The 25,959-nt window shown below is 43.0% G+C and carries 20 protein-coding genes; 11 read left to right on the forward strand and 9 right to left on the reverse strand.

The window, feature by feature from the left end; genetic code table 11:
- Positions 1-157 precede the first annotated feature (157 nt).
- Both Q0590_RS15825 and ftsZ read left to right on the forward strand, forming a co-directional pair.
- On the forward strand, positions 158-874 hold the full coding sequence (locus tag Q0590_RS15825) for a hypothetical protein (protein ID WP_302038543.1): 717 nt from the start codon (positions 158-160) through the stop codon (positions 872-874).
- Positions 875-955: 81 nt separating this feature from the next.
- Complete coding sequence (gene ftsZ / locus Q0590_RS15830) at positions 956-2,347, forward strand: cell division protein FtsZ (protein ID WP_302038544.1); 1,392 nt, start codon at positions 956-958, stop codon at positions 2,345-2,347.
- Positions 2,348-2,519: 172 nt separating this feature from the next.
- Here ftsZ and Q0590_RS15835 read toward each other — a convergent pair whose 3' ends face one another.
- The gene (locus Q0590_RS15835) at positions 2,520-3,110 is read right to left on the reverse strand and encodes a hypothetical protein (protein WP_302038545.1); all 591 of its coding nucleotides are present in this window, start codon (positions 3,108-3,110) and stop codon (positions 2,520-2,522) included.
- A gap of 454 nt (positions 3,111-3,564) precedes the next feature.
- On the opposite strand from Q0590_RS15835, the gene Q0590_RS15840 reads away from it, so the two are divergent.
- The 9 genes from Q0590_RS15840 (at position 3,565) to Q0590_RS15880 (ending at position 12,657) form a co-directional block, all read left to right on the forward strand.
- Positions 3,565-5,838, forward strand: coding sequence for a DUF7133 domain-containing protein (locus Q0590_RS15840; protein WP_302038546.1), 2,274 nt, complete (start codon positions 3,565-3,567; stop codon positions 5,836-5,838).
- A 31-nt stretch (positions 5,839-5,869) separates the two neighbouring features.
- Entirely contained in the window at positions 5,870-6,346 is a 477-nt protein-coding gene (locus Q0590_RS15845; RefSeq protein ID WP_302038547.1) for an HIT family protein, read from the forward strand.
- 90 nt (positions 6,347-6,436) lie between these two features.
- Entirely contained in the window at positions 6,437-6,691 is a 255-nt protein-coding gene (locus Q0590_RS15850; protein ID WP_302038548.1) for a hypothetical protein, read from the forward strand.
- Between the two features lie 71 nt (positions 6,692-6,762).
- Positions 6,763-7,359 (forward strand): molybdenum cofactor guanylyltransferase, encoded by a 597-nt coding sequence (locus Q0590_RS15855; protein ID WP_302038549.1) that lies wholly within the window; start codon positions 6,763-6,765, stop codon positions 7,357-7,359.
- 125 nt (positions 7,360-7,484) lie between these two features.
- Complete coding sequence (locus tag Q0590_RS15860) at positions 7,485-8,282, forward strand: hypothetical protein (protein WP_302038550.1); 798 nt, start codon at positions 7,485-7,487, stop codon at positions 8,280-8,282.
- Positions 8,283-8,431: 149 nt separating this feature from the next.
- Positions 8,432-8,983, forward strand: a complete 552-nt coding sequence (locus Q0590_RS15865) for a DUF192 domain-containing protein (RefSeq protein ID WP_302038551.1) — start codon at positions 8,432-8,434, stop codon at positions 8,981-8,983.
- A gap of 157 nt (positions 8,984-9,140) precedes the next feature.
- Positions 9,141-10,016 carry a M28 family peptidase gene (locus Q0590_RS15870; RefSeq protein ID WP_302038552.1) on the forward strand — a complete coding sequence of 292 codons (876 nt, stop codon included), beginning with the start codon at positions 9,141-9,143 and terminating at the stop codon, positions 10,014-10,016.
- A 596-nt stretch (positions 10,017-10,612) separates the two neighbouring features.
- Positions 10,613-11,836, forward strand: coding sequence for a serine hydrolase domain-containing protein (locus Q0590_RS15875; RefSeq protein ID WP_302038553.1), 1,224 nt, complete (start codon positions 10,613-10,615; stop codon positions 11,834-11,836).
- 200 nt (positions 11,837-12,036) lie between these two features.
- Entirely contained in the window at positions 12,037-12,657 is a 621-nt protein-coding gene (locus tag Q0590_RS15880) for a hypothetical protein (protein WP_302038554.1), read from the forward strand.
- Positions 12,658-12,668: 11 nt separating this feature from the next.
- On the opposite strand, the gene Q0590_RS15885 is transcribed toward Q0590_RS15880, so the two are convergent.
- From Q0590_RS15885 to Q0590_RS15920, 8 genes are all read right to left on the reverse strand, one after another.
- Positions 12,669-13,502 carry a phytoene/squalene synthase family protein gene (locus Q0590_RS15885; RefSeq protein ID WP_436714347.1) on the reverse strand — a complete coding sequence of 278 codons (834 nt, stop codon included), beginning with the start codon at positions 13,500-13,502 and terminating at the stop codon, positions 12,669-12,671.
- 131 nt (positions 13,503-13,633) lie between these two features.
- Positions 13,634-15,112: a bifunctional phytoene desaturase/3,4-desaturase gene (crtID, locus tag Q0590_RS15890; RefSeq protein ID WP_302038556.1), complete on the reverse strand. Its 1,479-nt coding sequence runs from the start codon at positions 15,110-15,112 to the stop codon at positions 13,634-13,636.
- A gap of 287 nt (positions 15,113-15,399) precedes the next feature.
- A complete protein-coding gene (locus Q0590_RS15895) occupies positions 15,400-15,912 on the reverse strand; it encodes an RNA polymerase sigma factor (protein ID WP_302038557.1) in 513 nt (170 codons plus the stop codon).
- 513 nt (positions 15,913-16,425) lie between these two features.
- Positions 16,426-18,366, reverse strand: a complete 1,941-nt coding sequence (locus Q0590_RS15900) for a polysaccharide biosynthesis protein (protein ID WP_302038558.1) — start codon at positions 18,364-18,366, stop codon at positions 16,426-16,428.
- An 80-nt stretch (positions 18,367-18,446) separates the two neighbouring features.
- Positions 18,447-19,322: an ACP S-malonyltransferase gene (fabD, locus tag Q0590_RS15905; RefSeq protein WP_302038559.1), complete on the reverse strand. Its 876-nt coding sequence runs from the start codon at positions 19,320-19,322 to the stop codon at positions 18,447-18,449.
- A gap of 130 nt (positions 19,323-19,452) precedes the next feature.
- Complete coding sequence (locus tag Q0590_RS15910) at positions 19,453-19,845, reverse strand: thiol-disulfide oxidoreductase DCC family protein (protein ID WP_302038560.1); 393 nt, start codon at positions 19,843-19,845, stop codon at positions 19,453-19,455.
- Positions 19,846-20,000: 155 nt separating this feature from the next.
- Positions 20,001-22,766 (reverse strand): T9SS type B sorting domain-containing protein, encoded by a 2,766-nt coding sequence (locus tag Q0590_RS15915; protein ID WP_302038561.1) that lies wholly within the window; start codon positions 22,764-22,766, stop codon positions 20,001-20,003.
- A gap of 356 nt (positions 22,767-23,122) precedes the next feature.
- Entirely contained in the window at positions 23,123-25,918 is a 2,796-nt protein-coding gene (locus Q0590_RS15920; RefSeq protein ID WP_302038562.1) for a T9SS type B sorting domain-containing protein, read from the reverse strand.
- Positions 25,919-25,959: the final 41 nt, after the last annotated feature.

Consider the following 25,959-nt stretch of genomic DNA (forward strand, 5'->3'; position numbering starts at 1 on the left):
TTACCTGGCAAGTTTGAATAAGTTATGGATTCCTGTAAATTAGTTAAGCAGTTTATAGGAAAAGTTAGTATCTACGTGTCTTCCTGTTCGGTGTATAGCGCTAAGCATGCACGGAAATGAATCTCAGGAAGCTGGCTGTCTGTAATTTTACGCTTGTATGAAGGAACGATACTTTGGAATAAACATAGAAGAAAGCCTGCACCGCATAGACAACCTCCTGGCAGAAAACAACGAAGCCTATGCGCAGTATACCACCTTTCCTCATAAGTGGCAGGAAGAAGGCTTGAAAGGAATTTATGTCAATGCGGCTATTCTGTATTTCGACCTGAAAAGAACGTCTATGTTGTTTGGCCACCATTCTATTCCTACGGTGGCTAAAATCATCCGCACCTATATTTCGGAGATCACTTCTGTGCTTAAAAGTGTACCCAAATGCAAAGGTGTGGTGCTGGATGGCGATAATATTTATGGCGTGTATGATGCCTCTCTATCCACTGGCCTCGACAATGTATTTGCACTTGCCGTAATTGGCAAAAGTATTCTGGAGGTCCTAAATCATAAACTCCGCCTTCAGCAAATGCCACTCGTGAATGCTGGCGTAGGCATAGATTTTGGCAAGGTGCTTATGGTAAAAACAGAGTTTAAATACGTAAAAGAACCCGTATGGCTGGGAGATGTCATCTACTTTGCAGCCCGCTACAGCCACCTGGCCAATCATGCAGAAAGCGGTTCTCCTATTTATCTGTCCAAAGTAGTTTATCAGCATTTAAGCAAAGAATACCAGGCCTTATGCCAGCCCAATGAACCTCTGGACTGCTACCAGTCTACGGATACGTACGACCCTATCACCTACTGGCTACAAAAGCAGGATTAAGAAAACACCTAGACAAGTAAGTTGCCGGAAACTTCATTTTTTTGATTTTCAAATCTTCCAATTTGTTAAATTGCAGGTGCTATGACGAAGGGCGCTGCTTACTTTTTTGACATACCGGCCAAAAGAAAACCGCTGATAAAGGTAATAGGTATAGGCGGGGGCGGAAGCAATGCAGTAAGCTTTATGTACAAACAAGGCATTAAGGATGTAGAGTTTGTGGTGTGCCATACCAATGCCAAAGCCCTCATCCAATGTCCGGTTCCAAACAAGTTGCAACTGGGAAGCAAAATAGCCCAGGGAATGGGTTCTGGTTCCAACCCGGAGAAGGGAAAAATGGCCGCTGAAGAAACCATTGAAGACATCTACGAACTATTTGATTCGTCTACCAAAATGGTATTTATTACCGCAGCCATGGGCGGCGGAACTGGCACCGGCGCAGCACCTGTGCTGGCAGCTGTAGCTAAAGAACGGGATGTACTCACTATTGGCATTGTTACCTCTCCCTTTGGCTTTGAAGGCCGCAAAAAGAAAGAACAAGCCTATTGGGGAATAGAATACCTGAAAGCCAACTGCGATGCCGTTATTGTAATTTTGAATGATAAACTTCGGGAAATTTATGGAAACCTCTCCATTAGCGAAGCCTTCCGCAGAGCCGATGAAGTAATGCTTTCTGCCGTTAAAAGTATTGCTGAAATCATTACCGTTCCTGGCTATGTAAATGTGGACTTTGCCGATATTAAAATGATCATTAAAAATTCGGTAGTAGCGGTAATGGGAACGGCAAAGACATCGGGCGAAAACCGGGCCTTGCGGGCTGCCGAAGAAGCATTGTCTTCTCCCCTGCTCAATAAACGTGATATTCATGGTGCCCAGAAAATACTACTCTCGATTGTATCTGGCGTAAAAGCCGAGTTGCAGGTAGAAGAACTGATGACGATTACCGATTATATCATTACTAAGGCAGGCAAAGAAGCAGAAGACGTAATATTCGGCCATGGCATTGACCAGTCTCTGGGAGAAAGCATCCAGGTAACAATTATTGCTACCGGATTTAACGAAAACCTGAGTGAAATGATGGGCACCCAGGTGGACGAGGTACCGGATACCAGTCCGCTGCTAATTGCCAAAACTGGCGACAAACACCTGATCTGGGATTCGCCTACACCCGAAATAGGCTTTGGCATGTATTTCCCTAAATCGAAACAACCCGATATCCAGGAGCAATCTACTGAGGCCAGTGCAGACACCCAGATCCTGGAAACACCAGACACCGTTGAAAAAACACTCAGCTTATTTGAAGCCCCTCAACTTACTCCCACTCTTGCAAAGACGCAGGCTACCAACGCAGGAAAAGAAGAAATACGTGCAACCAGAACAGAAGATCAGCCTGCCGCTGCTGATCCGGGTAAACAGGAGGAGAAGAAAACAAAATTTGCTTCTTTCTGGAAAAAACTAAAAGATTCCCTTTGGTAATCCTTATATATCAGTAGTTATCTGTCCGCCAGTTTAGGGAAGGCAGCTCTTATGAATAATTCTACTTATAGTTCTTTTAGCAAATAATCACTTAACACTCAACCTCAAACCTGGTAGGTTTCTGCTTAGCTAATCATTCACTGTAAAAGCTATACTATACAAGATTCGAGATCTACTCAAACAACGGTTTATTCCATTGCTCAATTAGTTTGGCAGAAATGTGGCCATCTTTAAGCACTATCCGTTCTTTTTTCCACATCACAAACTCCCCCCTTTCCCGCTCTTCTTCCTTAACAGCTAGTAAACTTTCAGGTTTAGCTTTACGGAATACTACAGTCTCCAGTTTATTTTTCCGGTTGCGAAGCAGCACATCCAGGTAGGTAGTATCTGTCTGGTAATGGTCAGAAATTGCTTTTACTAAGGCATATTCAGTAAAAGGATTAACTCTGGAAAGTAAGTGTGTCCGTTCGAAGCGGCCTAGTGAAGGGTTATATTTTCCTATGACAAAGGTATGCTGGTATTGAGTTTCCGGTTCATAGGTCTGCTGTTGCTGAAATACCACATCAAACTCCCGGAGCCTTTGATAACCGGCTATACTGGCCGGAAGTTCCCGCATATGTGCCCATTCAAACTCATGCCATAATGTATGTTTGCGTACATTACTATCTCCTGCCGTAACCAGTAGAAAGAAGACAGGGAAAACAAAAAAACTATTGACTGGAAACAGATAAGTATATATTGTTTTATACACCCGGTATCGCATATACAGTTAAATAGATTTGCTGTATATGGCCTGCCATGCTTTCATCGTAATCTTAGTGCCGGTGCTGGCAGGCTTACTAATGCCACGAAATGGATTCAATTTATTACTTAGCTGTTGATAAACCTTTCAAACGCAGGTAAACCTTACAGCTTTTTAGAATATGCTTCTTCACTCCAGGGGGCATCTGCATACCGCTCTTCAGGTAAAGAAATTTTTCGCATTTCATCCGGAAGCAGTCTGTTTTATGAATAATTCCAGGGAACCGCGGGCTATTTGTGCATAGCAATACCAAGGCACAATACACCGGCAAAATGGATTTTTTATTACCTTTTACTAGATATTATCCTTCCTATCGTATACCTTAAACTCAAAATACAGACGCAGTATGGTCATTGGCTATATAAAAAGTAAAGGGCGGATAAGAGCAAGCTTCGCCATTTTAACATTTTTACTCATGTCTTGCAGTGAACGGGGTAACCACTCTACTGCCAGTGTTCAAATGGTAAAGGAAGAAATGGCATTTTCCTCGCCAAGGATAGTGAGCCAGCAGCCGAACACTACTCCCTTACCGCCGCAAGAAAGCCTGAAGACTTTCCGCCTGCCCAAAGGCTACCGCCTGGAAGTAGTCGCCAGTGAGCCGATGATTTCTGAGCCGGTGGCCCTCGCCTGGGATGGCAATGGACGAATGTATGTAGCCCAGCTGGAAACCTATATGCAAACAGTGGATGCCAAAGACCAGAATGAACCTCGCAGCCGCATCATGCTACTGGAAGATACAGACAATGATGGCCGGATGGACAAAAGTTCGGTGTTTCTGGATAAACTTCTCTCTCCCCGCATGATGCTGTGTATAGGCAATGAACTGCTGGTTAATGAAACGAATACCTTTGACATTTACGCTTATAAAGACAGCAATGGAGATGGCAAAGCAGACCAGAAAAGACCTGTTTTTCAAACAGAAAATAAAGCCTATGGTAATGTAGAACATCAGCGGAGCGGCCTGGACTGGAACCTGGATAACTGGATTTATGTCACCACTGACCCGGTACGTTTCCGGTACAAGCAGGGCCGTTTAATGTCCGATTCCCTGGTGAGCGGCTCTAACGGGCAATGGGGGCTTACCCATGACAATTACGGCCGTTTATTCTTTAGCCGGGCTGCCTCTGGCATGGCTGCCACCGGGTTTCACCTTAATCCCGCCTATGGCCAGCTGGATTTTGACGATGCCTATGATTCTACCTTCCACCAGGTATGGCCTGTAATTAAAACACCCGATGTCAATGGTGGACCCAAAACCTTGCGGGCCGACAGCACCCTAAAAAGCTTTACTTCGGTTTGTGGGCAGTCTGTATTCCGCGGCGACCGGCTTCCACAGACCATGGTAGGCGACTACCTGGCGGCTGAGCCAGTAGGAAGGTTTATCCGGCGGGCTAAAATTACAAATGAAGCAGGCAAAAAAATGTTAACAAATGCTTATCAGCAAGATGAGTTTATTTCGTCTACTGATATGAACTTCCGCCCCGTAAACACTTATTCCGGCCCGGATGGTTGCTTGTATATAGTAGATATGTACCGGGGAATTATTCAGGAATCTACCTGGGCACAGCCTGGCAGTTACCTCTACGACCAGATTATGACCAAAGGCCTGGAGAAAAATATAAAGAATGGCCGTATTTACCGGTTGGTCTATGAAGGAATAGCACCTGGGCCGAAGCCGCAGATGTTAAATGAATCCACGGCCAAGTTAGTCACTTACTTAGATCATCCCAATGGCTGGTGGCGGGACAATGCCCAGAAAGAAATCATTCTCCGGGGAGACAAATCGGTAGTGCCGGCCTTGCGGCAAATTAGTTTGGGAGAAAAAGGGCCACTCTCAACAAAACCTTCCTTTTTAGCCAGATTGCATGCTCTCTGGACGCTGGAAGGATTAGATGCCACGGATAAGCAACTGTTAGTAAACATTTTAAACGATCCAGATGCACAGTTAAGAAAAGCTGCTATCCGCATCAGTGAACCGTACTTAAAGCAGAATGATCGGGAGCTTGTAGAGAAGCTCATATCCATGGCAGAAGAACAAGACACCGATGTGCGTATGCAACTGGTAGTATCCCTGTATAGTCAGGGGCAGAAAAAGACTAAATCTCTGGCAGATTCTATGCTTAGCAATAGTTCAGACGACCAGCGGATGGCTGCTATCCAGACAAGTTTACAAAAGAATGAAGAAGCTAAAAAGTACGGGGTAAACTTAGTAGCTTTAAAGGATGCTGACCGCAGAATGGTAATGAAAGGAGCAGCCATATTTCAAACCCTTTGCGCCAGTTGCCATGGCAGCGAAGGACAAGGTTTATCTACCAATATTGCTCCGCCTTTGGTAAGTAAGTTTAAGCTGATCGAACAAAAAGAAAGCGTGATTAAGATTCTGCTTCATGGCTTAAAAGGTCCGGTAGATGGCAAAACCTATCCGGATATAATGCCCCCTATGGGAGCCAATGATGATGAATGGATTGCTTCTGTGCTGAACTATGTCCGCTATGATTTATGCATGCGGAGTTTTCCAAAAATGTCGCAGGGGTATATTGATTGGGTACTTATTAAGCCTGAAGGTGTAAAGAAAATCAGGGAACAGCATGCCGGAAGAAAAGAACCCTGGACCTGGGATGAACTTATAAGTAATGCACAAAAGCCAGCTACTCAACCCGTAAGTAGCCAAAACAAAACAAATAACTAACTACCTCTCCAGGCCATACGTTGAATACTCCATGAATTGTCCCTTTTGTACAAAAACACCTGCAGATTACTTTATAGAGACAGAGAGTTTTGCTGCTATCTATAACATAGCTCCTATTTTACCGGGCCATACCTTAATCATACCCAAAAAACATTATGAAAGCCTGTTTGAACTTTCAGACCAGGAGCTGGCTGAGTTTATGATTCTGGGAAGAAAAGTAGCCAGGCTATTAGCTCATTTATTTCTGACAGATGCCTTCGACTGGGCTATCCAGGAAAAAGAAGCGGCTGGCCAGTCGGTAGCTCATTTGCATATGCATGTAGTTCCCAGAAAAATCGGCGACTTGCCCCATCCTGGCGACTGGTATACTGCTTTGGAAAAAAGTGAACTGGTGGGTATCGACACTGAGATCAGAAGAAAATTGAATTCTGAAGAAATGCGTACCATTACTCATCGTTTAAAAGAGGAAGTTGGCAAATTTTTCAGTACAAATAGTATTTCAACATAAGCGGGATACTTTCCTGATTTTTAGTTTCTGATTCTTTTTAGCTATCAAGTTTACGTTAACTTAACATTTTCAACCATTGTTATTACCACTATGCACTCACCGGTTATTTCTAAACGCGAATTCTTTATTAATACCTTCCATACGGTACTCGACAAGCTCAATACAGCTATTATTAAAGGAAACGATCATTATAAAACGCATGGAGAAATAGTTATTGATATGGCTGACTTTCCCGAACTCTCGCACGAAAATGTCAGGCAGCAACTTAAACTTATTCTGAAGGAACTAGGCTGGGAATCTACCTTCCAGACCGACAGGAAAAAAGACCTAATGATTTTATATTAATCTGGTTTTACTCCAAGCTCCAGTAAACATTGTGGTATTTTACTTAAATTATCCTTTCTAAATAACATTCAATGGCAAAGGCAAGTAAACCGGTTACCGGAATAATTCTGGCAGGCGGCAAAAGCTCAAGAATGGGTTTTGACAAAGGTATGGCAGCATTCAATGGCAGAGCTATGGTGACATGGGTAATAGATACGCTGCAAGCTGTATGTACCCATAGTATGATTATCAGTAATACGGATGCGTATCATCAGCTGGGCCTGCCGGTATATGCGGATATTTACACAGATAGCGGCCCGTTGGGAGGAATTTATACAGGATTGAAGTATAGTACTACAGAGTATAACCTGATCATGGCTTGCGATATGCCGTATGTTAAACCTGAGCTGCTTGTTCAGCTGTTGGCTTTTGCAGATGACTACAGCATAGTAGTTCCTTCTGTTAATGGTCAATTTGAGCCTTTATGCGGCTTTTATCACAAATCTACCTTACCCAAAATGGAAGAACTGCTTCAACAAAACACCAGGAAAATGCAGCACGTAATCCGGCAATTTCCTTACAAAGAGATCCAGATTGAAGGTTCAAGCCCTGATTCACAAATGTTTGCCAACATTAACACACCAGAGCAATTGCTGCAAAACCAGATTTCCACTCAATCAAAGCAATAAAGAAGCCGCAGGGTAAATATATAGGTAGAATAACCAGTGATTGATTTTTTTCTACGATAAGCTTGCAACCCTTTGCCTGTATGTGTGGTCTTACAGATAGTCGCAATACCCCTTAGAAAACAACCATGAAACGTATTACCCTATTTCTGCTGGCATTCATTTGCTTGGCATTCACCTCCTGTTCACTTCTGGATGATATTGAACCTACCCCAGATGAAGATAAACTTCCCCCGAATACCCTTACCAGCAGCCGTTATTACTTCTCTGATAAAACGTCTAATCAGATCAAATACATCTATAACCGGGCTGGCAACCTGCTAAGAAAAGACTGGTATACCCAAAATAATGTGATTGACTTCCAGGAAAATTTTATTTATGAGAATGGTGTGCTAGTAAAAATTAAAAGAAGTGCAACTAATGATGAATTTGCTGAAGTTAGATTTACCTACAAAAATGGCCTGACAAAGTCTCTGGAATACTGGATGGAAGATACAGATTCTACTCTTTCCAGATTGCACACCACCGTTTATGAATATTCCGGTAGCCTGATCACCAAAGCTACTACTACCTTTTACAATGGCGGCCCATCTTACTACAGCGTGTACACGTATGAAAACGGAAATATAACTTCAGTAAAAGCCTATAACCTATCGAGCCATGTGCTGCTGGAAGAGGATTACTATACGTATGACAATAAGCCTAATCCCTTTTACAAACTAACTAATCAATATCATGGAAGTCCTGTAAACTCTTCCAGGAATAATGTGGTGCATTATAAAATAGTCTCCTACAATCATATTCCCTCCAAACCGGAAATGTCGTATGAATATATCTATAATGATAAGGGCTATCCGGTAGAAAAATTTATTCTGGGCAATGCGAACAAAAGGTATCTGGATGAATCGTTTTCCTATAATGACTAAGGATAGTAAATTTATCTATTCAAACTCTTTTTGTACCCTCTAATCCGTATATTCTTTCATACCTATATATTTGCTTTGTAAGGCGTACCCAATAAAACATTTTTTGCAGAGTTATGCTTTGTAAGAAGTATGTACAACATCTGTATAACATGAAAGAAAAGAAATCTAAACTTCCCTTTGTTCTGATTGGATTGGTACTTGTATTGGTGGGCCTGGGTATATGGCTCGGTTCCGGAGGTTCTGAAAAAGCTGCCAATAGCCCTGCTACCCCAACAGGTACCCAACTTCCGCAGACTTCTTCCCAGCGTATAGAAGGACAGTTAACGTTCATTAAACGTGCGGATGCCAGCAAAATTAAACAAATAGCCATTGAAATAGCCGATACGCCCGAAGAAAGAAACCGCGGATTAATGGACCGGCGCAGTTTGCCAGACTCTACCGGCATGCTTTTTATTTTTGAAAGATCCGGGCAACAAAGCTTCTGGATGAAAAACACCTACATTCCACTGGATATTATTTTTGTGAATGCCAACAAAGAAATTGTAAAAATCCATAAATATGCCGCTCCGCACTCCATAGATTCATATCCTTCTGAAAAAGAAGCCTTATATGTGGTAGAAGTGGTGGGTGGGTTTACCGATCAGCATACTATACAGGAAGGCGACCAGATTTCTTTTAACTTAACGCATGGGCCAAGTTGAGTAACTAAATTCTATCCCAGCCATCAGGCATCTATAGCAGGTGAGTGGAGTTGAAAATCCCTGGCAACTGCTTTTTTTATATACCTGATCTGTATTTATTCCGTACCATGCGATGATACCTGTTTTGTTAGCTATTCTGATGTTTTATACCACATTTATGAGCAACTCTACCCTTGACGTTTCTCCGGACAGGATTTACAAAGATGTGGAAGTACTAACCACAATCCAGCCAGCCAGAAACTATGCAAATCTTGCCTCATTAAACAAGGCAGCCGACTACATTCACCAGCAGTTTGGTCAGCTGGACTGCCAGCTGGAAGAGCAAACGTTTATAGTAGATGGAAAAACATACAGAAACATTATTGCTTCTTTTGGAAAGTTAGATGGTGAACGGGTAATTGTAGGGGCTCATTATGATGTATGTGGCGACCAGCCCGGAGCCGACGATAATGCCAGTGCGGTTGCTGGCTTGCTGGAAACTGCCCGTTTGCTGCATGCCCAGAAACCAGTATTAAACTACCGGATAGATTTTGTTGCCTACAGCCTGGAAGAACCTCCTTATTTCGCAACCGAACAAATGGGCAGTGCAGTCCATGCAAAATACTTGCACGATAACCAGATTCCTGTAAAAGCCATGATCTGCTATGAAATGATTGGATACTTTTCAGATAAACCTTATTCACAACAGTTTCCTGATCCAGCTTTGAGTAAAATTTATCCTAACAAAGGCAATTTTATTATTGTGGTAGGCATACAAGGGCAGGAGACTTTTGTAAAAAATGTACAAATGCTGATGCGGAAACATTCCTCCATAGATGTGCAATCCATTACCTTTCCTAATTCGGAAGGATTAGCCGGCCTCTCTGACCACAGAAATTACTGGAAATATAAGTATCCGGCAGTAATGATCAATGATACTTCTTTTTTAAGAAACCCCAATTACCATAAAAAATCAGACACTATTGACACTCTGGATTTTAAAAAAATGGCAGAGGTAGTGAAAGGCGTGTATGCCGTTGTTACGCAACTTTAATGCATACTAATAAAATATTGCTACCTCGCTCCTTTCCATTATCCGTCGCTTAGCAGTAATCTTTCTTTTTCTTACAGAAATTAGCTTTTTTACCAGAAGGCTCCTTTTGGCTAGTTGCTTGCCAAACTTCTCTGCTGACTGTTCTTTACTTGCCTGAACGACCGCTACGAAAATACAAGGCTGCAAGCGAATATATAGTCCCAAAGCCAGGAAATAAAAAGGAAAGAATAGCCCAGGTATGGCTACTGATGCCCTCTCTTTCATGAAAAAACTAGCTTTTACTCATATACTGATGGTATACAACGAAAGAAATTATGCTGGCTCCTCTATCTAAATGCTAAACGTACTTCCGGAGGCAGGCATGTAAATAGTACAAAAGAGTCTTTTTTTGCACTATTTTTATCAGACAGTACGAAGGTTCTCAAAATAAAAATCTCACGCCAGATATAGAGATAACTTGCTTTTTTAATGGGATTGTTACATCTTTCAGGCAATTGAAAGTGTAAGCATTGGGTTACGGGATAATTTAATTTTTCTGCTTTTATGTATATTTATTGAAGCAAATAGCCGTTACTCCATCATAAATTTTCTAACAAGTGATTAAGCAGACTCTCCTCCGTTGTATATATGCAGGTTTACTTAGTGCCAGTTTGTATGCCTGTACAGAATCCCACTCCAGCGAAAAGAAATTTGTCGTAACTGATAGCCTTCAGTTGCACAACGATAGTATTCACCGGATGTTTAACCAGGCGGATGCTGCCAGTAAAGCGTACCAGCTGGATACTTTCTTTCATAGCATGCATAAAAAGAGAGGGTTCAATGGTACCGTGCTTATTGCTCAACATGGACAGATTATCTACAAAGGCGCTTTTGGCTATGCCGATCTCCGCAAGAAAGATAGTTTAACAACCAATACGGCGTTCCAGCTTGCCTCTGTATCCAAACAGTTTACGGCTATGGCTGTGATGATTCTAAAGGAAAGAGGGCTGCTGTCGTATGATGATGAAGTACAGAAATATTACCCTGAATTTCCTTACAAAGGCATAACCGTACGCATGCTACTTACGCACCGTTCTGGTCTACCTGATTATACCTATTTTAGTGAAGACTTCTGGCCCGACAGAAAGAAATTTCTGGACAATCAGGAGGTGATTAAAATGATGGCCAAGCATCAGCCTAAGCCTTATTATTTGCCTGATAAACGCTACGATTACAGCAACACTGGTTATTCTGTACTTGCAGCTATTGTAGAAAAAGCTTCCAAAATGAAGTTTGAAAACTTTATGCAGAAGGAAGTATTCAAACCCTTGGGCATGACGCATACATGGGTATTCAATGGGAATAATACGGCGCTTACTGAAAAAGTAGCTGTTGGTTATACAGCTGGCAGACGCGTAGTCGCAAATAGTTATCTCAATGGCGCTACCGGCGACAAAGGCGTATATTCTACGGTAGAAGATATGTTTAAATGGGACCGCGCCTTGTATAGTGGCAAAATAGTAAAAGCTACCACGCTGGAAGAAGCTTTTCAGCCGGCTAATAAAGAAATGAAAAAAGAAAATTATGGCTATGGCTGGCGACTCAAAACCCTTGACTGCGGACAACCGGTAGTGTATCATGGCGGCTGGTGGCATGGCTACAAGAGTTATTTTATGCGTAACCGCCATGACCAGAGTACAGTTATTGTGCTCACCAATATTGCCAACCATAGTTTAGGCCATCTGAAAAATGTACAGCCTATTTTATATCCAGAGCAAACTTTGCTTACAGTTGCCAAAACATCGCCTACCGATAGTGTGCAGGTGGCTGGTGGAGAATAGCCATATGCATTTTAAGATTTTCCTTTACAGATACCCACAGTTCTAGTAAGTATTTTTGTGGTATCTCCTCACTTTGCCTATGAAAGATATACTTGCAGTGAACTTTAGTTAGATTTTATGCATGTATTCTTTGACATTTGGCATAGTACAAGGCCATTAATTCTAACATACATGCTTATTGTCCTAGTCAAAATATAATTGTGGAAAACAAAATCACTTTCACAATAAAAGTACTAGTAGTAATATTTATTTTAGGTTGTATCCCTCCTGCAATCTTGAGCAATATCGAACCCAGAAGTATATTAGCTCAGTTGCTTATGAGTGGTTTATTACCCTTAACTGCTATAATATTTTTGATGGTTTGTGTATTTTTAATAGTGGTATTGAGCTTATTTAAAGGTAAAATTTTTGAAGGGCTTTTAGTGATAAGTGTGGCGGCAATTACATTCCTATTTTTTGTTTTTTTTGCTGCTTTAGGTTATGGGGAAATTGGTATCTTCAAGCAAGATAGAATTATATACACTTCTATAAAAGACTCAAAGAAAAAACTTATAGTTCAGTATTATGAAGTTGGAGTGACTGGGAATCCACGATGGCGAACCATCATAGTTCATAATCAGAGAGCAAATTTCAGAAAGTATGAAGAATTATCGTTGGATTTTCATGCAATTGCCGGACAAGAAATGTCTGTTATAGGAGATGGCCATATCAATTATTCATTACTTCCCAAAAGTATAGGCCTATTTAAAGAGGAGAGATTTATCCTCGAAAGTGTGTGGCTATTTAGTGGGGAAATAATAACTAAGAAGAGTGAAATTTAACTACTTATGCGCTACATAAAATTCAGCTTATGTTTGAAGTAGGTTTGAATAAGAATAGCTAGTTTCTGGTTGTCTGGTACGCGGATTCTTTCTTGCAGGACTTTAGAAGCAGGTAGACTTTTTATTTTGTTGAACAACGACACATAATACATATAGGCCAGGTATACGCCCCATTTGGCCCCATTTGGCAACCGGATAATTCCCTCGTAAGCAGCATCAAAATCATTCTGAATATCCTGCTCAATAGCGGTTTTGGCATCTCCATTGAAGGCTTCAAAATTTACTCCCGGAAAATAGATGCGGCCTCTTTCATAATAATCGCTTTTAATATCTCGTAAGAAGTTTACTTTCTGGAAGGCAGCACCTAGGCGGCGGGCGGGTTCTTTTAACTTTTCGTATTCTTCTTTATTGCCTTCGCAAAACACACACAAGCACATCAGCCCTACCACTTCCGCCGACCCATAGATATATTCCTCATAGCCACCGGAGTTGTATTCACTAAAATACAAATCCATTTCCATGCTCTTCAAAAAAGCTTCAATCAGCTCATGACTAATATCATACTCATTTACAACTAGCTGGAAGGAATTTAATACCGGATTCAGACTAATTTTATCTGTTATGGCCTTATACGTGTCTTTCTTGAAGCAATCCAGCAATTCTTTCTTATTGTGGTTATGAAAGGTATCTACTATTTCATCGGCATACCGCACAAATCCATAAATTGCATAGATTGGAAAGTGAAACTTCTTATCCAGCGTTTTAATCCCTAAGGTAAAAGAGGTACTGTAGTTCTGTGTAATGAGCTTACTACATTGAAGCGTAGTCTGGTTGTATAAATCCATAGAGAGCATAGGCAAGGTTACTTAGGTCTGAAATGTAGATGTTTAAAGTATACGGCTTAACTACAGGTGCACTCGAAAGTCGCTAATTTCATTAACCAGTATTTGGAAAATATGTTTTAATATGGAAAGAATTAGCTAAATTCTTTTTGCACTTCGCCAGCCACTACCTGCCCTGAAATGAGTGAAGGAGGCACACCGGGCCCCGGTACCGTAAGCTGCCCGGTAAAATATAAGTTTTTTACCTTTTTGCTTTTCAGGGATGGTTTTAAAATAGCTGTTTGCATTAACGTATTAGCCAGGCCATATGCATTGCCTTTAAAGGCGTGGTAATCTTGCTTAAAATCTGCATGGGCATAACTCCGCTTAAATACCACATGTTCCTGTACAGATTGGCCCGTCAGGTTTTCCAATCGCTGCATCACCATCTGATAGTATTTTTCCCGTACTTCCGCAGTATCTTGTAAATCTGGAGCCACCGGAATAAGAATGAATAAGTTTTCACACCCTTCCGGAGCCACACTGCTGTCGGTTATGGAAGGAGCCGACACATAAAATAAGGGTTTAGATGGCCATTGGGGACTCTCGTATATTTCCTTCGCATGATCTTTAAAATCTTCATCAAAGAACAGGTTGTGATGGCGCAGGTTCTTTAACCGCTTGTTGACACCCAGATAAAAGATAAGGGAAGAGGGAGCCATTACCCGTTTATCCCAATACTCTTCTGTATAGTTCCGCAGATCTTTTGTTAACAAATCATATTCAACATGGTGGTAATCGGCTCCGGCTACCACTATATCAGCTTCATATTGGCCCTTGCTGGTAACTACCCGGCGTGCCTGCCCATTCTCTACTATAATTTTACTTACTGGTTCGGCATACCTGAACTTTACGCCTTTTTCCTCCGCAACTTTAACCATTCCTTCCACAATCTGATGCATACCTCCCATAGGATACCAGGTACCTAAACTTATATCAGCATAGTTCATCAGGCTGTATAGCGCAGGTGTATTTTCCGGTAATGCTCCTAAAAAAAGAATGGGAAACTCAATTAATTGCAGAATCTTTTTGTGATGGAAAAACTTGCGGATATGACTTGAAAAAGACTGAAATACATCTAACCGGAGTACATCTACCAATAATTTCAGGTCAATAAACTCTGTCAGCGAACGGCTGGGCTTGTATACCAGATCGTTAATTCCTACCTGATATTTATAGGCGGCCTGGGCCAGAAACTTCTCCAGCATCTTGCTGCTTCCTGGCTCCAGCGACTCAAATAATGCATTAATCTCAGTCATACGGGCCGGAATATCCAGCAGGTCATCTTTTCCAAAAAATACCCGGTAGGAAGGATCTAGGCGCACCAGCTGATAATAGTCCGCTGTTTTCTTTCCAAACTTGTCAAAATAGGCATCAAACACATCAGGCATCCAATACCAGCTAGGCCCCATATCAAAAGTAAAACCTTTGTCTTTGAACACTCTGGCCCGGCCACCTGGGCTTTCATTTTTTTCCAGCACCTCTACTTCAAATAGCCCTGTAGCAGCAAGGCTGGTGGCAGCAGCCAATCCGGCGAACCCTGAACCAATAACTAATACTTTCTTCTTTGCCATACACTAATCTGTTCTACAGGACTGCTCAATGCGTATTTAAAATAAAATTTTATGTCAGGTTTCCGGACCATCTCTCCAAGATATCGCTCTAGAATTAATATCAAAGCATTTAATATAATAATCTAGCGTACAGGGATTATTTAATTTATGTATTAGGTTACATAAACCCATCTAATTTATCTGTGCTCTGGTAATTTACCTTTCTGATTGCCTAAAAACGAAACTTCCTAAACAGCGCAATGTTTAGGAAGTAACCAGTTTAATTTAGGCCGATGCAAAAGTGTATATTAATAGCTATAGGAATAATTCTGCAGCATATCCTTTAATTCCTTTCTGGCAATGTGAATTCTGTTTTTTACCGTTCCAATTGGTATGTTAAGTTTCTCAGCAATCTCATGATACTTAAATCCTCTGAAATGCATGATAAAAGGAGTACGGTATACATCATCCAAGCTCTTCATCGCCCTACTGATGTCGTCCAGGGTAAAGCTGGAATACGCCAGGTTATCGGTGATGTTGTCCATTGAATTAATGTAATGCAGATTGCTGGTAGTATCAATGAACGTTTTCTTTCTTACTAAGCGCTGATAGTTTGTAATAAAGGTGTTCTTCATGATGGTATACAACCATGCTTTTAAATTAGTACCCTCTGCAAACTTATCACGGTTGGTAAATGCCTTCAGCAAGGTTTCCTGAAGTAAATCATTCGCATCTTCTCCATCCTTAGTCAATCTTAGCGCAAAAGGCCTAAGAGACTTGGATATCTTATTAATTGAATACGTAAACTCTAATGCTGTCATACCCTTATGCGTTTTGTTTAACCAAATATACAAATTATTAAACGAAATTTCCAAACTTTGTTTAATGTTTATTGAAAAAACTTTAACAAAAATAATTAACTATCGCTGTTAATAAACAGATTAATATAACAAATTTTATCTTTGTACTATTTACAGAGACAAAACACAATATAATGATTGTAATTTAGCAGGACAACTTTGTTTAACTGAAATATGCTAATATTAAACAAAGTAAATTGACCTAAAGATTTTTAAAGGGAGTATTTTTATTGAAGCTTTGTTGTACAGAAATGGGTTGTTGTATCTGTCTAAAGGATAAACGTACACCTATTTACCAGTTGCCACATGTAATGGCTTATCAGATTATGTTATTGTAGACGTATACGCAAATTCTATTTATTAGATAAGTATTATTTTATAATACCTGAAAAATTTACCTGGCTACAAGCTGAGACAAATAAAAAGCGCTTATATTATTAATATAAGCGCTTCTGCTAGGCATCACTAGTATCTTTACTCAACCATCTCCTGCGGTTTGTCTAGTTTTTCATAGATGGAATTTTTGCTGATGTATTCAGGCACAATCTTTTTCATACTCATAATAATAGCTTCATTATTGTGTAGAGTAAGCAGTGTAGACAAATCGAATATCTGTTCTTTAATGAGTGCAAAACTATAATTACGGGTTTTGGCAATTAATATCTGCGGATGGTGGGTTGGCTTGGTATTTTCTTCATTACTTAGCAGTTCCTCATACAATTTTTCTCCCGGACGCAATCCCGTATAAATCAACTGTATATCTTTACCTAATGTTAAGCCTGAAAGTTTTATCATTTTTTTAGCCAGATCTACTATTTTGATAGACTTGCCCATATCAAACAAAAATATTTCCCCACCTTCACCGATACTGCCTGCTTCCAGCACCAGCTGGCAGGCCTCGGGTATGGTCATAAAGTAACGGGTAATTTCCGGATGAGTAACTGTAACCGGGCCTCCCTGAGCTATTTGCTTCCGGAAACGGGGTATTACGGATCCATTCGAACCCAGCACATTGCCAAAACGGGTGGTTATAAACCTGGTATTTTGTATGGGGCTACCATCATCTATACTAGCTAGTTCATTATTAAGAGATTGGGTGTATATCTCCGCAATACGTTTGGAAGCTCCCATTACGCTTGTTGGGTTAACCGCCTTATCAGTAGAGATCATAATAAATTTCTCTACACTATATTTAGCGGATAAATCGGCTAGTATTTTGGTTCCCAGAATATTTACAATTACAGCTTCGGCAGGGTTTTCTTCCATAACTGGCACATGCTTGTAGGCAGCCGCATGAAAAACAATATCAGGCTTAAACTTCCGGAAAAGTTTCTCCATCCGGCTACCGTTAGTGATATTGCATAGCCTCATTTGGTAATTAATCTTATAAGGCAGCTCGGAAAGTTCTAGTTCCAGGTCGTACAAAGCAGACTCGGCCTGGTCTATCAGAATCATGTTCTTAGGAGAGAAGAGAAGGATCTGCCGGGTAAGTTCACTGCCAATGGAACCAGCAGCTCCCGTAATCATAATCGTTTTTCCTTCAATTTCCTGTTTAATTCGGGTTTTATCCAGTTGTATAGGAGCCCTGCCTAATACATCTTCAATATTTACATCTTTAATCTGCTTCAGGCTCAACTCTCCATTAATCCACTTCTGTACCGGCGGAATGCTACGGGCCTGTATACCAAATGCCAGACAAGTATCTATTACCTCTTTCTTTTTTTCAGGTGACAGATCCTGGATGGCAATAATGAGCACTTCTACTTTCTTTTGATTGATGAGTCTGACAAGATTCTCATTATTATTCTGATAGATATGAATCCCATCAATAGTGTTCCGTACTTTTCCGGGGTCATCGTCCAGAAAAGCGACTACATTCATATTGTTATCTTTGTCCTGGGAAATAGTTTTTTTTGTAATAACCCCTGCTTCTCCGGCCCCATAAATGATAATGTTTACTTTCTTCTGGCTATGGCTCTGGTTTTTCCATTCAAAGTAAAGAATCTTGGCCAGGATGCGTATGGCACACATACATAACATAGACACACAATAATCAATAATAAGAACAGAAACCGGTATGATATAGGCGTCTTTTAAATAATAATGGAGGCTGTTCACCAGGAATATGACCAGGAAACTAAAACTAAGCGCCTGAAATATTCTTTTGGCATCTTCTACACTGGTATATTTAATAATACCTGCAAAACTTCCGGTTATGAGAAAAAAGATACTCTTTACGCTGATGGCTAGCAGTAAAGCAATGGATAGATCAATCCAGTTAATAAGTTCTATTTCAAAGTTTAGCCTTAATAAAAAGGCCAGAACCAAAGATGCCACACATATAAGAACATCAATCTGGAAAATAACCCACCTGGGTGTGTACTTGATCAGATTGAATAAAGCGGTCGGTTTCATAAAGTAATGAGCGGATTATATAGCTTAATGTGCAAAAGAGGCTAATTAAACCCTATGCTTGCCTGGAAATAATTTAGATGTTAACGTATGCTGCCAACTTCTACACCCGGGCTTATTTTTTTCACCAGACCTTGCAACACTTTGCCAGGCCCACATTCAATAAAGGTAGTGGCCCCATCTTTTACCATATTTTGCACGGACTGTGTCCAGCGGACAGGTTCTGTTAACTGGGCAATCAGATTGGCCTTAATGGTTTCTATGTTGGTAGAAGGCTGAGCATTCACATTCTGGTAGATAGGACAACGAGGTGCCGAAAAAGTAGTTCTCTCTATAGCCTTTGCCAGTTTTTCACGCGCTGGCTCCATCAAAGGAGAATGGAAGGCACCTCCTACTGGCAATGGCAATGCACGCTTAGCACCTGCCTCTTTCAACCTGGCGCACGCTATTTCAATGCCTTTAATACTTCCCGAAATAACCAGCTGACCCGGACAGTTATAATTCGCTGCTACAACTACTTCATCTATCTGGGCACAAACTTGTTCCACTTTCTCGTCTTCCAATCCAAGTATGGCAGCCATCGTAGAGGGGTTCATTTCACAGGCTTCCTGCATAGCCGATGCCCGCTGGGCCACTAAAAGCAATCCATCTTCAAAGGAAAGGGCTTTGCTGGCAACCAGAGCAGAAAATTCACCTAATGAATGACCGGCAACCATTTGCGGTTCAAAATTTTCAGAAATAGCCGCCAGGATAACCGAGTGTAAAAAGATAGCAGGTTGGGTTACATTAGTTTGTTTCAATTCTTCTTCGGTGCCTTGAAACATGACTCTGGTAATATCAAATTTTAGTAGCTGATTTGCCTTTTCAAACAAGCTTTTTGCTTTGTCAGATTCTTCAAACAGCTCTTTTCCCATACCCGGAAATTGTGAACCTTGCCCAGGAAAAATATATGCTTTCATTACAACAGGTGGTTTTAGGTTGGTAAATTTAGTAATTACAGTCTAAAAAGTAAGTAGTTGTCCCACTTTTATACCAGAAGGTTACGTAATGAATCTGTTACATACCTAGTATCAACTAGTTACTAAACTATTATAGGAATTTCTGCCGGAGCTGCGGGGTAGGAATACGGCAGGTTTCAGACTTGCCAAAAAGTTTATACCGGTTTTTAGCCAGTAAATCATAGAAGGTATCTAGTATAAACGATGGCAACAGGTTAAATATAGACAGGACAGGCCATAAGCCATTTAAGTCTTTTACAATTTCCAGAGCTGCAGCAGACTTTTTATACACCTTACCATTTTTAATCAATACCACACTATCCAGGGAATTTGTATCTGGCACCTGGTATTGCTGAAGCAGTTTCCGGCCTATTTCTGATTGCAAAGAGGCAAAGCTGAACTGGTTTCGGCTGTCCCGGTCAATTATAAAATTGATACTGGCGTTGCAAAAATTACAAACTCCATCAAAAAGGATTATATGCATCGTATATAAATTAAATCAGTGAAGAATAAATGCCTCTGGGCAAATTGCAAACTTCTTTCTCTTAAACGTGAATTAAGTACAGAAGGTATACTCCGTATAACAAGCTATTCTAAATTTACATTCAGTTGCCTGATCGCTATATTTAATCCCTATATTTATTTGAGTACCTGCACCCATCCTTTGATCTGGGTGAGCTCATCACTTCGCCGCAAACGGGCAAACCTGACCTTGGCCAGATAGTAGTACACCCCGTTGGTCACCTCACTGCCCCCACTCTCCTCTCCCGAACCAATCATACCATCCCAGTTGATGAGCACATTGCTGGTCTCAAACATAGGCCGGCCCCAGCGGTTGTAGACGGTCACCTCCACGGATTCCACAAATCGAGGACAAGGAAAAGGGGTGAACAGCTCATTTTTGCCATCCCCATTGGGGGTGAACACATTGGGCAGCTCATAGTAGGGACAGTTGTCTTTGCAGACCACATTGCTCGGGGCACTCTCCTGCCCATCCTCATCGACAGCCGTCACATAGTAACAACCCGCATACGAGCTCAAGCCGCTATGCTCATAGAACATGGCAGGTGGCCGGGGGCTGTTGATAGTGGCGATCAAGGCAAACTCGGTATCCTCCTCATAGCGCTTGTAGTACAAGCGGTAGGCCACAATGTCCTCATCACAGTTCTCCCCAACAGCTGTTGGATAACTCCAGGTAAGCTTATTGGCAAAGCTTTCTACATTACAGAAAGATTCCCCTGTCAGGCTGCCGCAGTCCAGGCTGTCGATGGCTAGCAAAGGCGGACAAGGAGCCAGCGTATCTAGGGGGGCCGCACAGGCGATCTGTGACTTGTTGATCAAAGGGGATAAAATCTTGGGGTTACCATAGCTGCCATAGGTTTCTACATAATAGCAATAGGTGGAATCCTCATCCAAGACCAGCCCATTGCCGGTGTCACTGAAGCGGAAACTGCCTGCATCGCTTACCGCCACATCCGCTAACAGCTCAAACACGCCCGGCAAGGTGCGGCTCTCGCGGTAAACTTTGTGAGTGGTACCGGCATTGCTCCAGGGCACATTAGCCTGCCAGGAAAGGTCAATCACATTCACCCCCGGAGTCACGGTCAGGCGCACCGAGGAAGCAGTGGCCGAAGAGTCTTTGAGCCTGCTTGTCTGATAGTAAAACAGGAGCATATAGTTGTAGGCATTGACCTCTGTGTCTAGTCCGCTATCCCGGAAGGTGGTGTCATTGACTGTGGCAGCAGTAAAGCTAGTCACCGTACGGCTGCCTACTAAAGAGAAATCCGTGCCCGAAAGCCCGGTGGCCCGGTAGAGCTCATAGCGGTAAGGCCCGGGGAAGGCAGCCTGATCCAGCTCCCGGGGCTGCAGCCAGCGGATAAAGATCTCGCCTTGTGGAGCAGTTCTTTCCACCGACACATTGGTGATGAAGGGCACATCCAAGGCCAACGAGGCACAGACAGCATCAGAAGCCAGGCTTTCTCCACCTGAGGGAGGAGCAAAGGAGGCTGAGATCACATAGCTGTAGCTGACCCCTGACTGCAAGCCTTGGCCCGCATTGTCATCCACAAAAGAGGTGGTGCCGATGGGCACTGTACCGATCTGCACATAGCCCGAGGCCGGGTCCACACCTGTCCGGCAGGGGTCATCGGGCAGCTCGCCACAGCCGATTCTGCGCCAGATGACCATCTGCGAGGCGTTGCTGCAGGTGTAGGCATCCCAGGAGAGCCCAATCGAGTTGCCTTGGGCAGTGGCTGTCAGCCCGGTGGGCTTAGGACCTACTACCCGGATCTGCCAGGTCTTTATATCAACTAAAGTATCTCTTAATGGTAAGTCTTCTGCCTTAAAAATAACCTGATAGGGTTGCTCCCGCACATGCAAACATTGGGTTTGCCAGGTAAAATTACCCACTGCCGGGCTATTTTGAGGAATCATATCTGGTGTAAAGGTTGCTCTGGGAGCCGGAAAGTTCGGCTCATATAAACCACTACTCGACGACAAGCGTATCTGATTACCATCCGGATCAGTGGCGCGAATTACTCCGGTAACCAGAGAGCCTGCCACAACACACGTATCATTTGGAATAACTAGTAATGGGTGGTTATTCCGGCAATCCGACACCCTTATCTGCATATCTCTGGTAACTTCACCGATTTTCACGCCATTCCGCCATTCTTCAATGATAAAAGCTACATTGTATTCTCCTTGTACCACTGGCGCATCCCATACAAGATCTCCGCGCTGATTAATATTAAAACTCGCAGGCCCGGTTCCAGCCTCATTGGTGCCGGCTCTAACCGTAGTAGGATCTACATACCCAACAGCATTAATTCCCACATTTTGTTTAGGCACTATCAACCGGTAAGCCAGGCTATCCCCGTCAATATCAAAGGCATCCGGGTTATGCACAAACCGTTCGCCTACGCAGGCCCGGTCTATAGGAGGGTTGAGCAGCACTGGTGTATTGTTAATTCCTACCTGCTGATTAATAAACAAGGTAGTCTCCACATAGAAGCTAATCATATCAGAGGGAGATCCTAAATTTACAATTCCTGCATTTCTGTTTGGAATAATAACACTCACTGTATAGATACCTGCTGCCGGATAGGTATGGGTAAAAACAAACTCAAGTTCTTCGGTGTCATTGCCAAGCGGGGTAGTTCTTCTAATATCATTGGGTTGGGAAAGGGTACCATCGCCAAAATTCATGGTTACCGCCGCTTGCGGTACACCTCTGGTGTTCCGGTACATAACAAATCTAAAAATATAGCGGAATGAGTTTTGGTTTCCTCCGGTAGTATCCCGGAAGGCTGAAATTTCGCCAGCTCTGACATGGGTAGCATATATTTCTGATAAGGGAATAGCCAGAAAAATCAGAAAGAGTAGTAAGCGTTTTGCTAACGGCATTAAATTTTAATTAAAGGTGAATTGAGTGAATGGCAAGAATCAATACTGTAAAATATGAAATTTGTTGCAATTTCAAAATTGTATTTCACATACTGATTACCTTCCTGAATCTTTCTGAAAATTACCAGGAGCCCCAAAGTAGACGGATGAGTTGTTTGAGCTGACTCAAGTGTAAACCTCTGCTTTTGCAAACATAAAGAAATCCAATTATTAGTTTACATCCTCAAATGCACACATCCTAAGCCATTTTCAAAAATTGCTATATACCAAAATTACAAACTCCGGTATGTTTCTATACCGGAGTTTGCAAAAAATACTATTAGTATTGGATGATTAAGCTTATTGGGCAAGGATACTTATCTCAGAATCTGCACCCATCCTTTGATCTGAGTAAGCTCATCACTTCGCCGCAAACGGGCAAACCTGACCTTGGCCAGATAGTAGTACACCCCGTTGGTCACCTCACTGCCCCCACTCTCCTCTCCCGAACCAATCATACCATCCCAGTTGATGAGCACATTGCTGGTCTCAAACATAGGCCGGCCCCAGCGGTTGTAGACGGTCACCTCCACGGATTCCACAAATCGAGGACAAGGAAAAGGGGTGAACAGCTCATTTTTGCCATCCCCATTGGGGGTGAACACATTGGGCAGCTCATAGTAGGGACAGTTGTCTTTGCAGACCACATTGCTCGGGGCACTCTCCTGCCCATCCTCATCGACAGCCGTCACATAGTAACAACCCGCATACGAGCTCAAGCCGCTATGCTCATAGAACATGGCAGGTGGCCGGGGGCTGTTGATAGTGGCGATCAAGGCAAACTCGGTATCCTCCTCATAGCGCTTGTAGTACAAGCGGTAGGCCACAATGTCCTCATCACAGTTCTCCCCAACAGCTGTTGGATAACTCCAGGTAAGCTTATTGGCAAAGCTTTCTACATTACAGAAAGATTCCCCTGTCAGGCTGCCGCAGTCCAGGCTGTCGATGGCTAGCAAAGGCGGACAAGGAGCCAGCGTATCTAGGGGGGCCGCACAGGCGATCTGTGACTTGTTGATCAAAGGGGATAAAATCTTGGGGTTACCATAGCTGCCATAGGTTTCTACATAATAGCAATAGGTGGAATCCTCATCCAAGACCAGCCCATTGCCGGTGTCACTGAAGCGGAAACTGCCTGCATCGCTTACCGCCACATCCGCTAACAGCTCAAACACGCCCGGCAAGGTGCGGCTCTCGCGGTAAACTTTGTGAGTGGTACCGGCATTGCTCCAGGGCACATTAGCCTGCCAGGAAAGGTCAATCACATTCACCCCCGGAGTCACGGTCAGGCGCACCGAGGAAGCAGTGGCCGAAGAGTCTTTGAGCCTGCTTGTCTGATAGTAAAACAGGAGCATATAGTTGTAGGCATTGACCTCTGTGTCTAGTCCGCTATCCCGGAAGGTGGTGTCATTGACTGTGGCAGCAGTAAAGCTAGTCACCGTACGGCTGCCTACTAAAGAGAAATCCGTGCCCGAAAGCCCGGTGGCCCGGTAGAGCTCATAGCGGTAAGGCCCGGGGAAGGCAGCCTGATCCAGCTCCCGGGGCTGCAGCCAGCGGATAAAGATCTCGCCTTGTGGAGCAGTTCTTTCCACCGACACATTGGTGATGAAGGGCACATCCAAGGCCAACGAGGCACAGACAGCATCAGAAGCCAGGCTTTCTCCACCTGAGGGAGGAGCAAAGGAGGCTGAGATCACATAGCTGTAGCTGACCCCTGACTGCAAGCCTTGGCCCGCATTGTCATCCACAAAAGAGGTGGTGCCGATGGGCACTGTACCGATCTGCACATAGCCCGAGGCCGGGTCCACACCTGTCCGGCAGGGGTCATCGGGCAGCTCGCCACAGCCGATTCTGCGCCAGATGACCATCTGCGAGGCGTTGCTGCAGGTGTAGGCATCCCAGGAGAGCCCAATCGAGTTGCCTTGGGCAGTGGCTGTCAGCCCGGTGGGCTTAGGACCTACTACCCGGATCTGCCAGGTTCTGATGTCTACCAGCTTTCTGGAAGTGTCGGGAGTTGGTAAGTCTTCTGCCCGGAAAACTACCTGGTAGGGTTGCTCCCGCACATGCAAACATTGGGTTTGCCAGAAGAAGTTGCCGGTTGCCGGATTGTTTTGAATAGGTGCAGGTACAGTAAAACTTGCTCTGGGAGCCGGAAAGTTGCTTTGAAATAATCCGCTGCTGGCTGAAAGCCGGATACGATTGCCATCAGGATCGGTAGCCCGCACGAAACCTGGCAAAGGAGAACCTGCTACAATACAGGTATCATTAGGAATTTCTAGAAGAGGCCGCAGGTTTATATTATCCCGTACAATAATTTGCATATCCCTGGTAACTATACCTATCTTTTCCCCATTCCGCCACTCTTCTACCACAAAAGCCACATTATATATCCCGGGCCTGGTTGGAGCATCCCAGATTAAATCTCCTTTCTGGGTAATACCAAAAGTGGCAGGGCCAGTACCTGCTTCGTTGGTGCCTGCTTGTACCAGTTGTGGATCGCGGTAGCCGTTTACCTCAAGCCCAAATCCCTGCTTAGGCGTTACTATTCTATAAGATAAACTATCGCCATCAATATCAAAGGCATCCGGGTTATGCACATACCGCTGCCCTACCCTAGCCAGGTCTACCGGAGGGATTCTCAGTATCGGTGTATTGTTAATTCCTACTTGTTGATTGATAAATATAGTTGTTTCTACGTGAAAGGAAGTATTGACAGAATTAACCATATTCAATACATCCCTATTGCGGTTATCTACTGTTACATATACCTGGTAAATTCCTGCCGCCGGATACGTATGGGTAAACTCATACGTTACCCGCTCTGTATCATTTCCGATAAGCACTCGTGGTGAGTTTGGCTCTACAGAACCGCTGTTCTCCGGAGGGCTTCCATATCCAAAATAGAGGGTTGCCGGACCTGCAGCGACGCAGGTAGGACAGGTATCGCGGTACATGGTGAATATAAAGCGGTACCTAAACGTACCAGAATTGCCTCCAGTAGTATCTCTAATGGCTATAATTTCTCCTGCTCTTACATGGGTGGCATTTGCTTGGTTAACAGATATAATAAATAGCAGCAGAAGCAAGCTAAGTGCTTGAAATATGCGGCTTTGCATAAAAATAAGGCGATACGGGAGCATTGATCAGGCGCTATAAA

Origin of the sequence: Rhodocytophaga aerolata (genome assembly GCF_030503435.1) — a bacterium.
Classification (GTDB): domain Bacteria; phylum Bacteroidota; class Bacteroidia; order Cytophagales; family 172606-1; genus Rhodocytophaga; species Rhodocytophaga aerolata.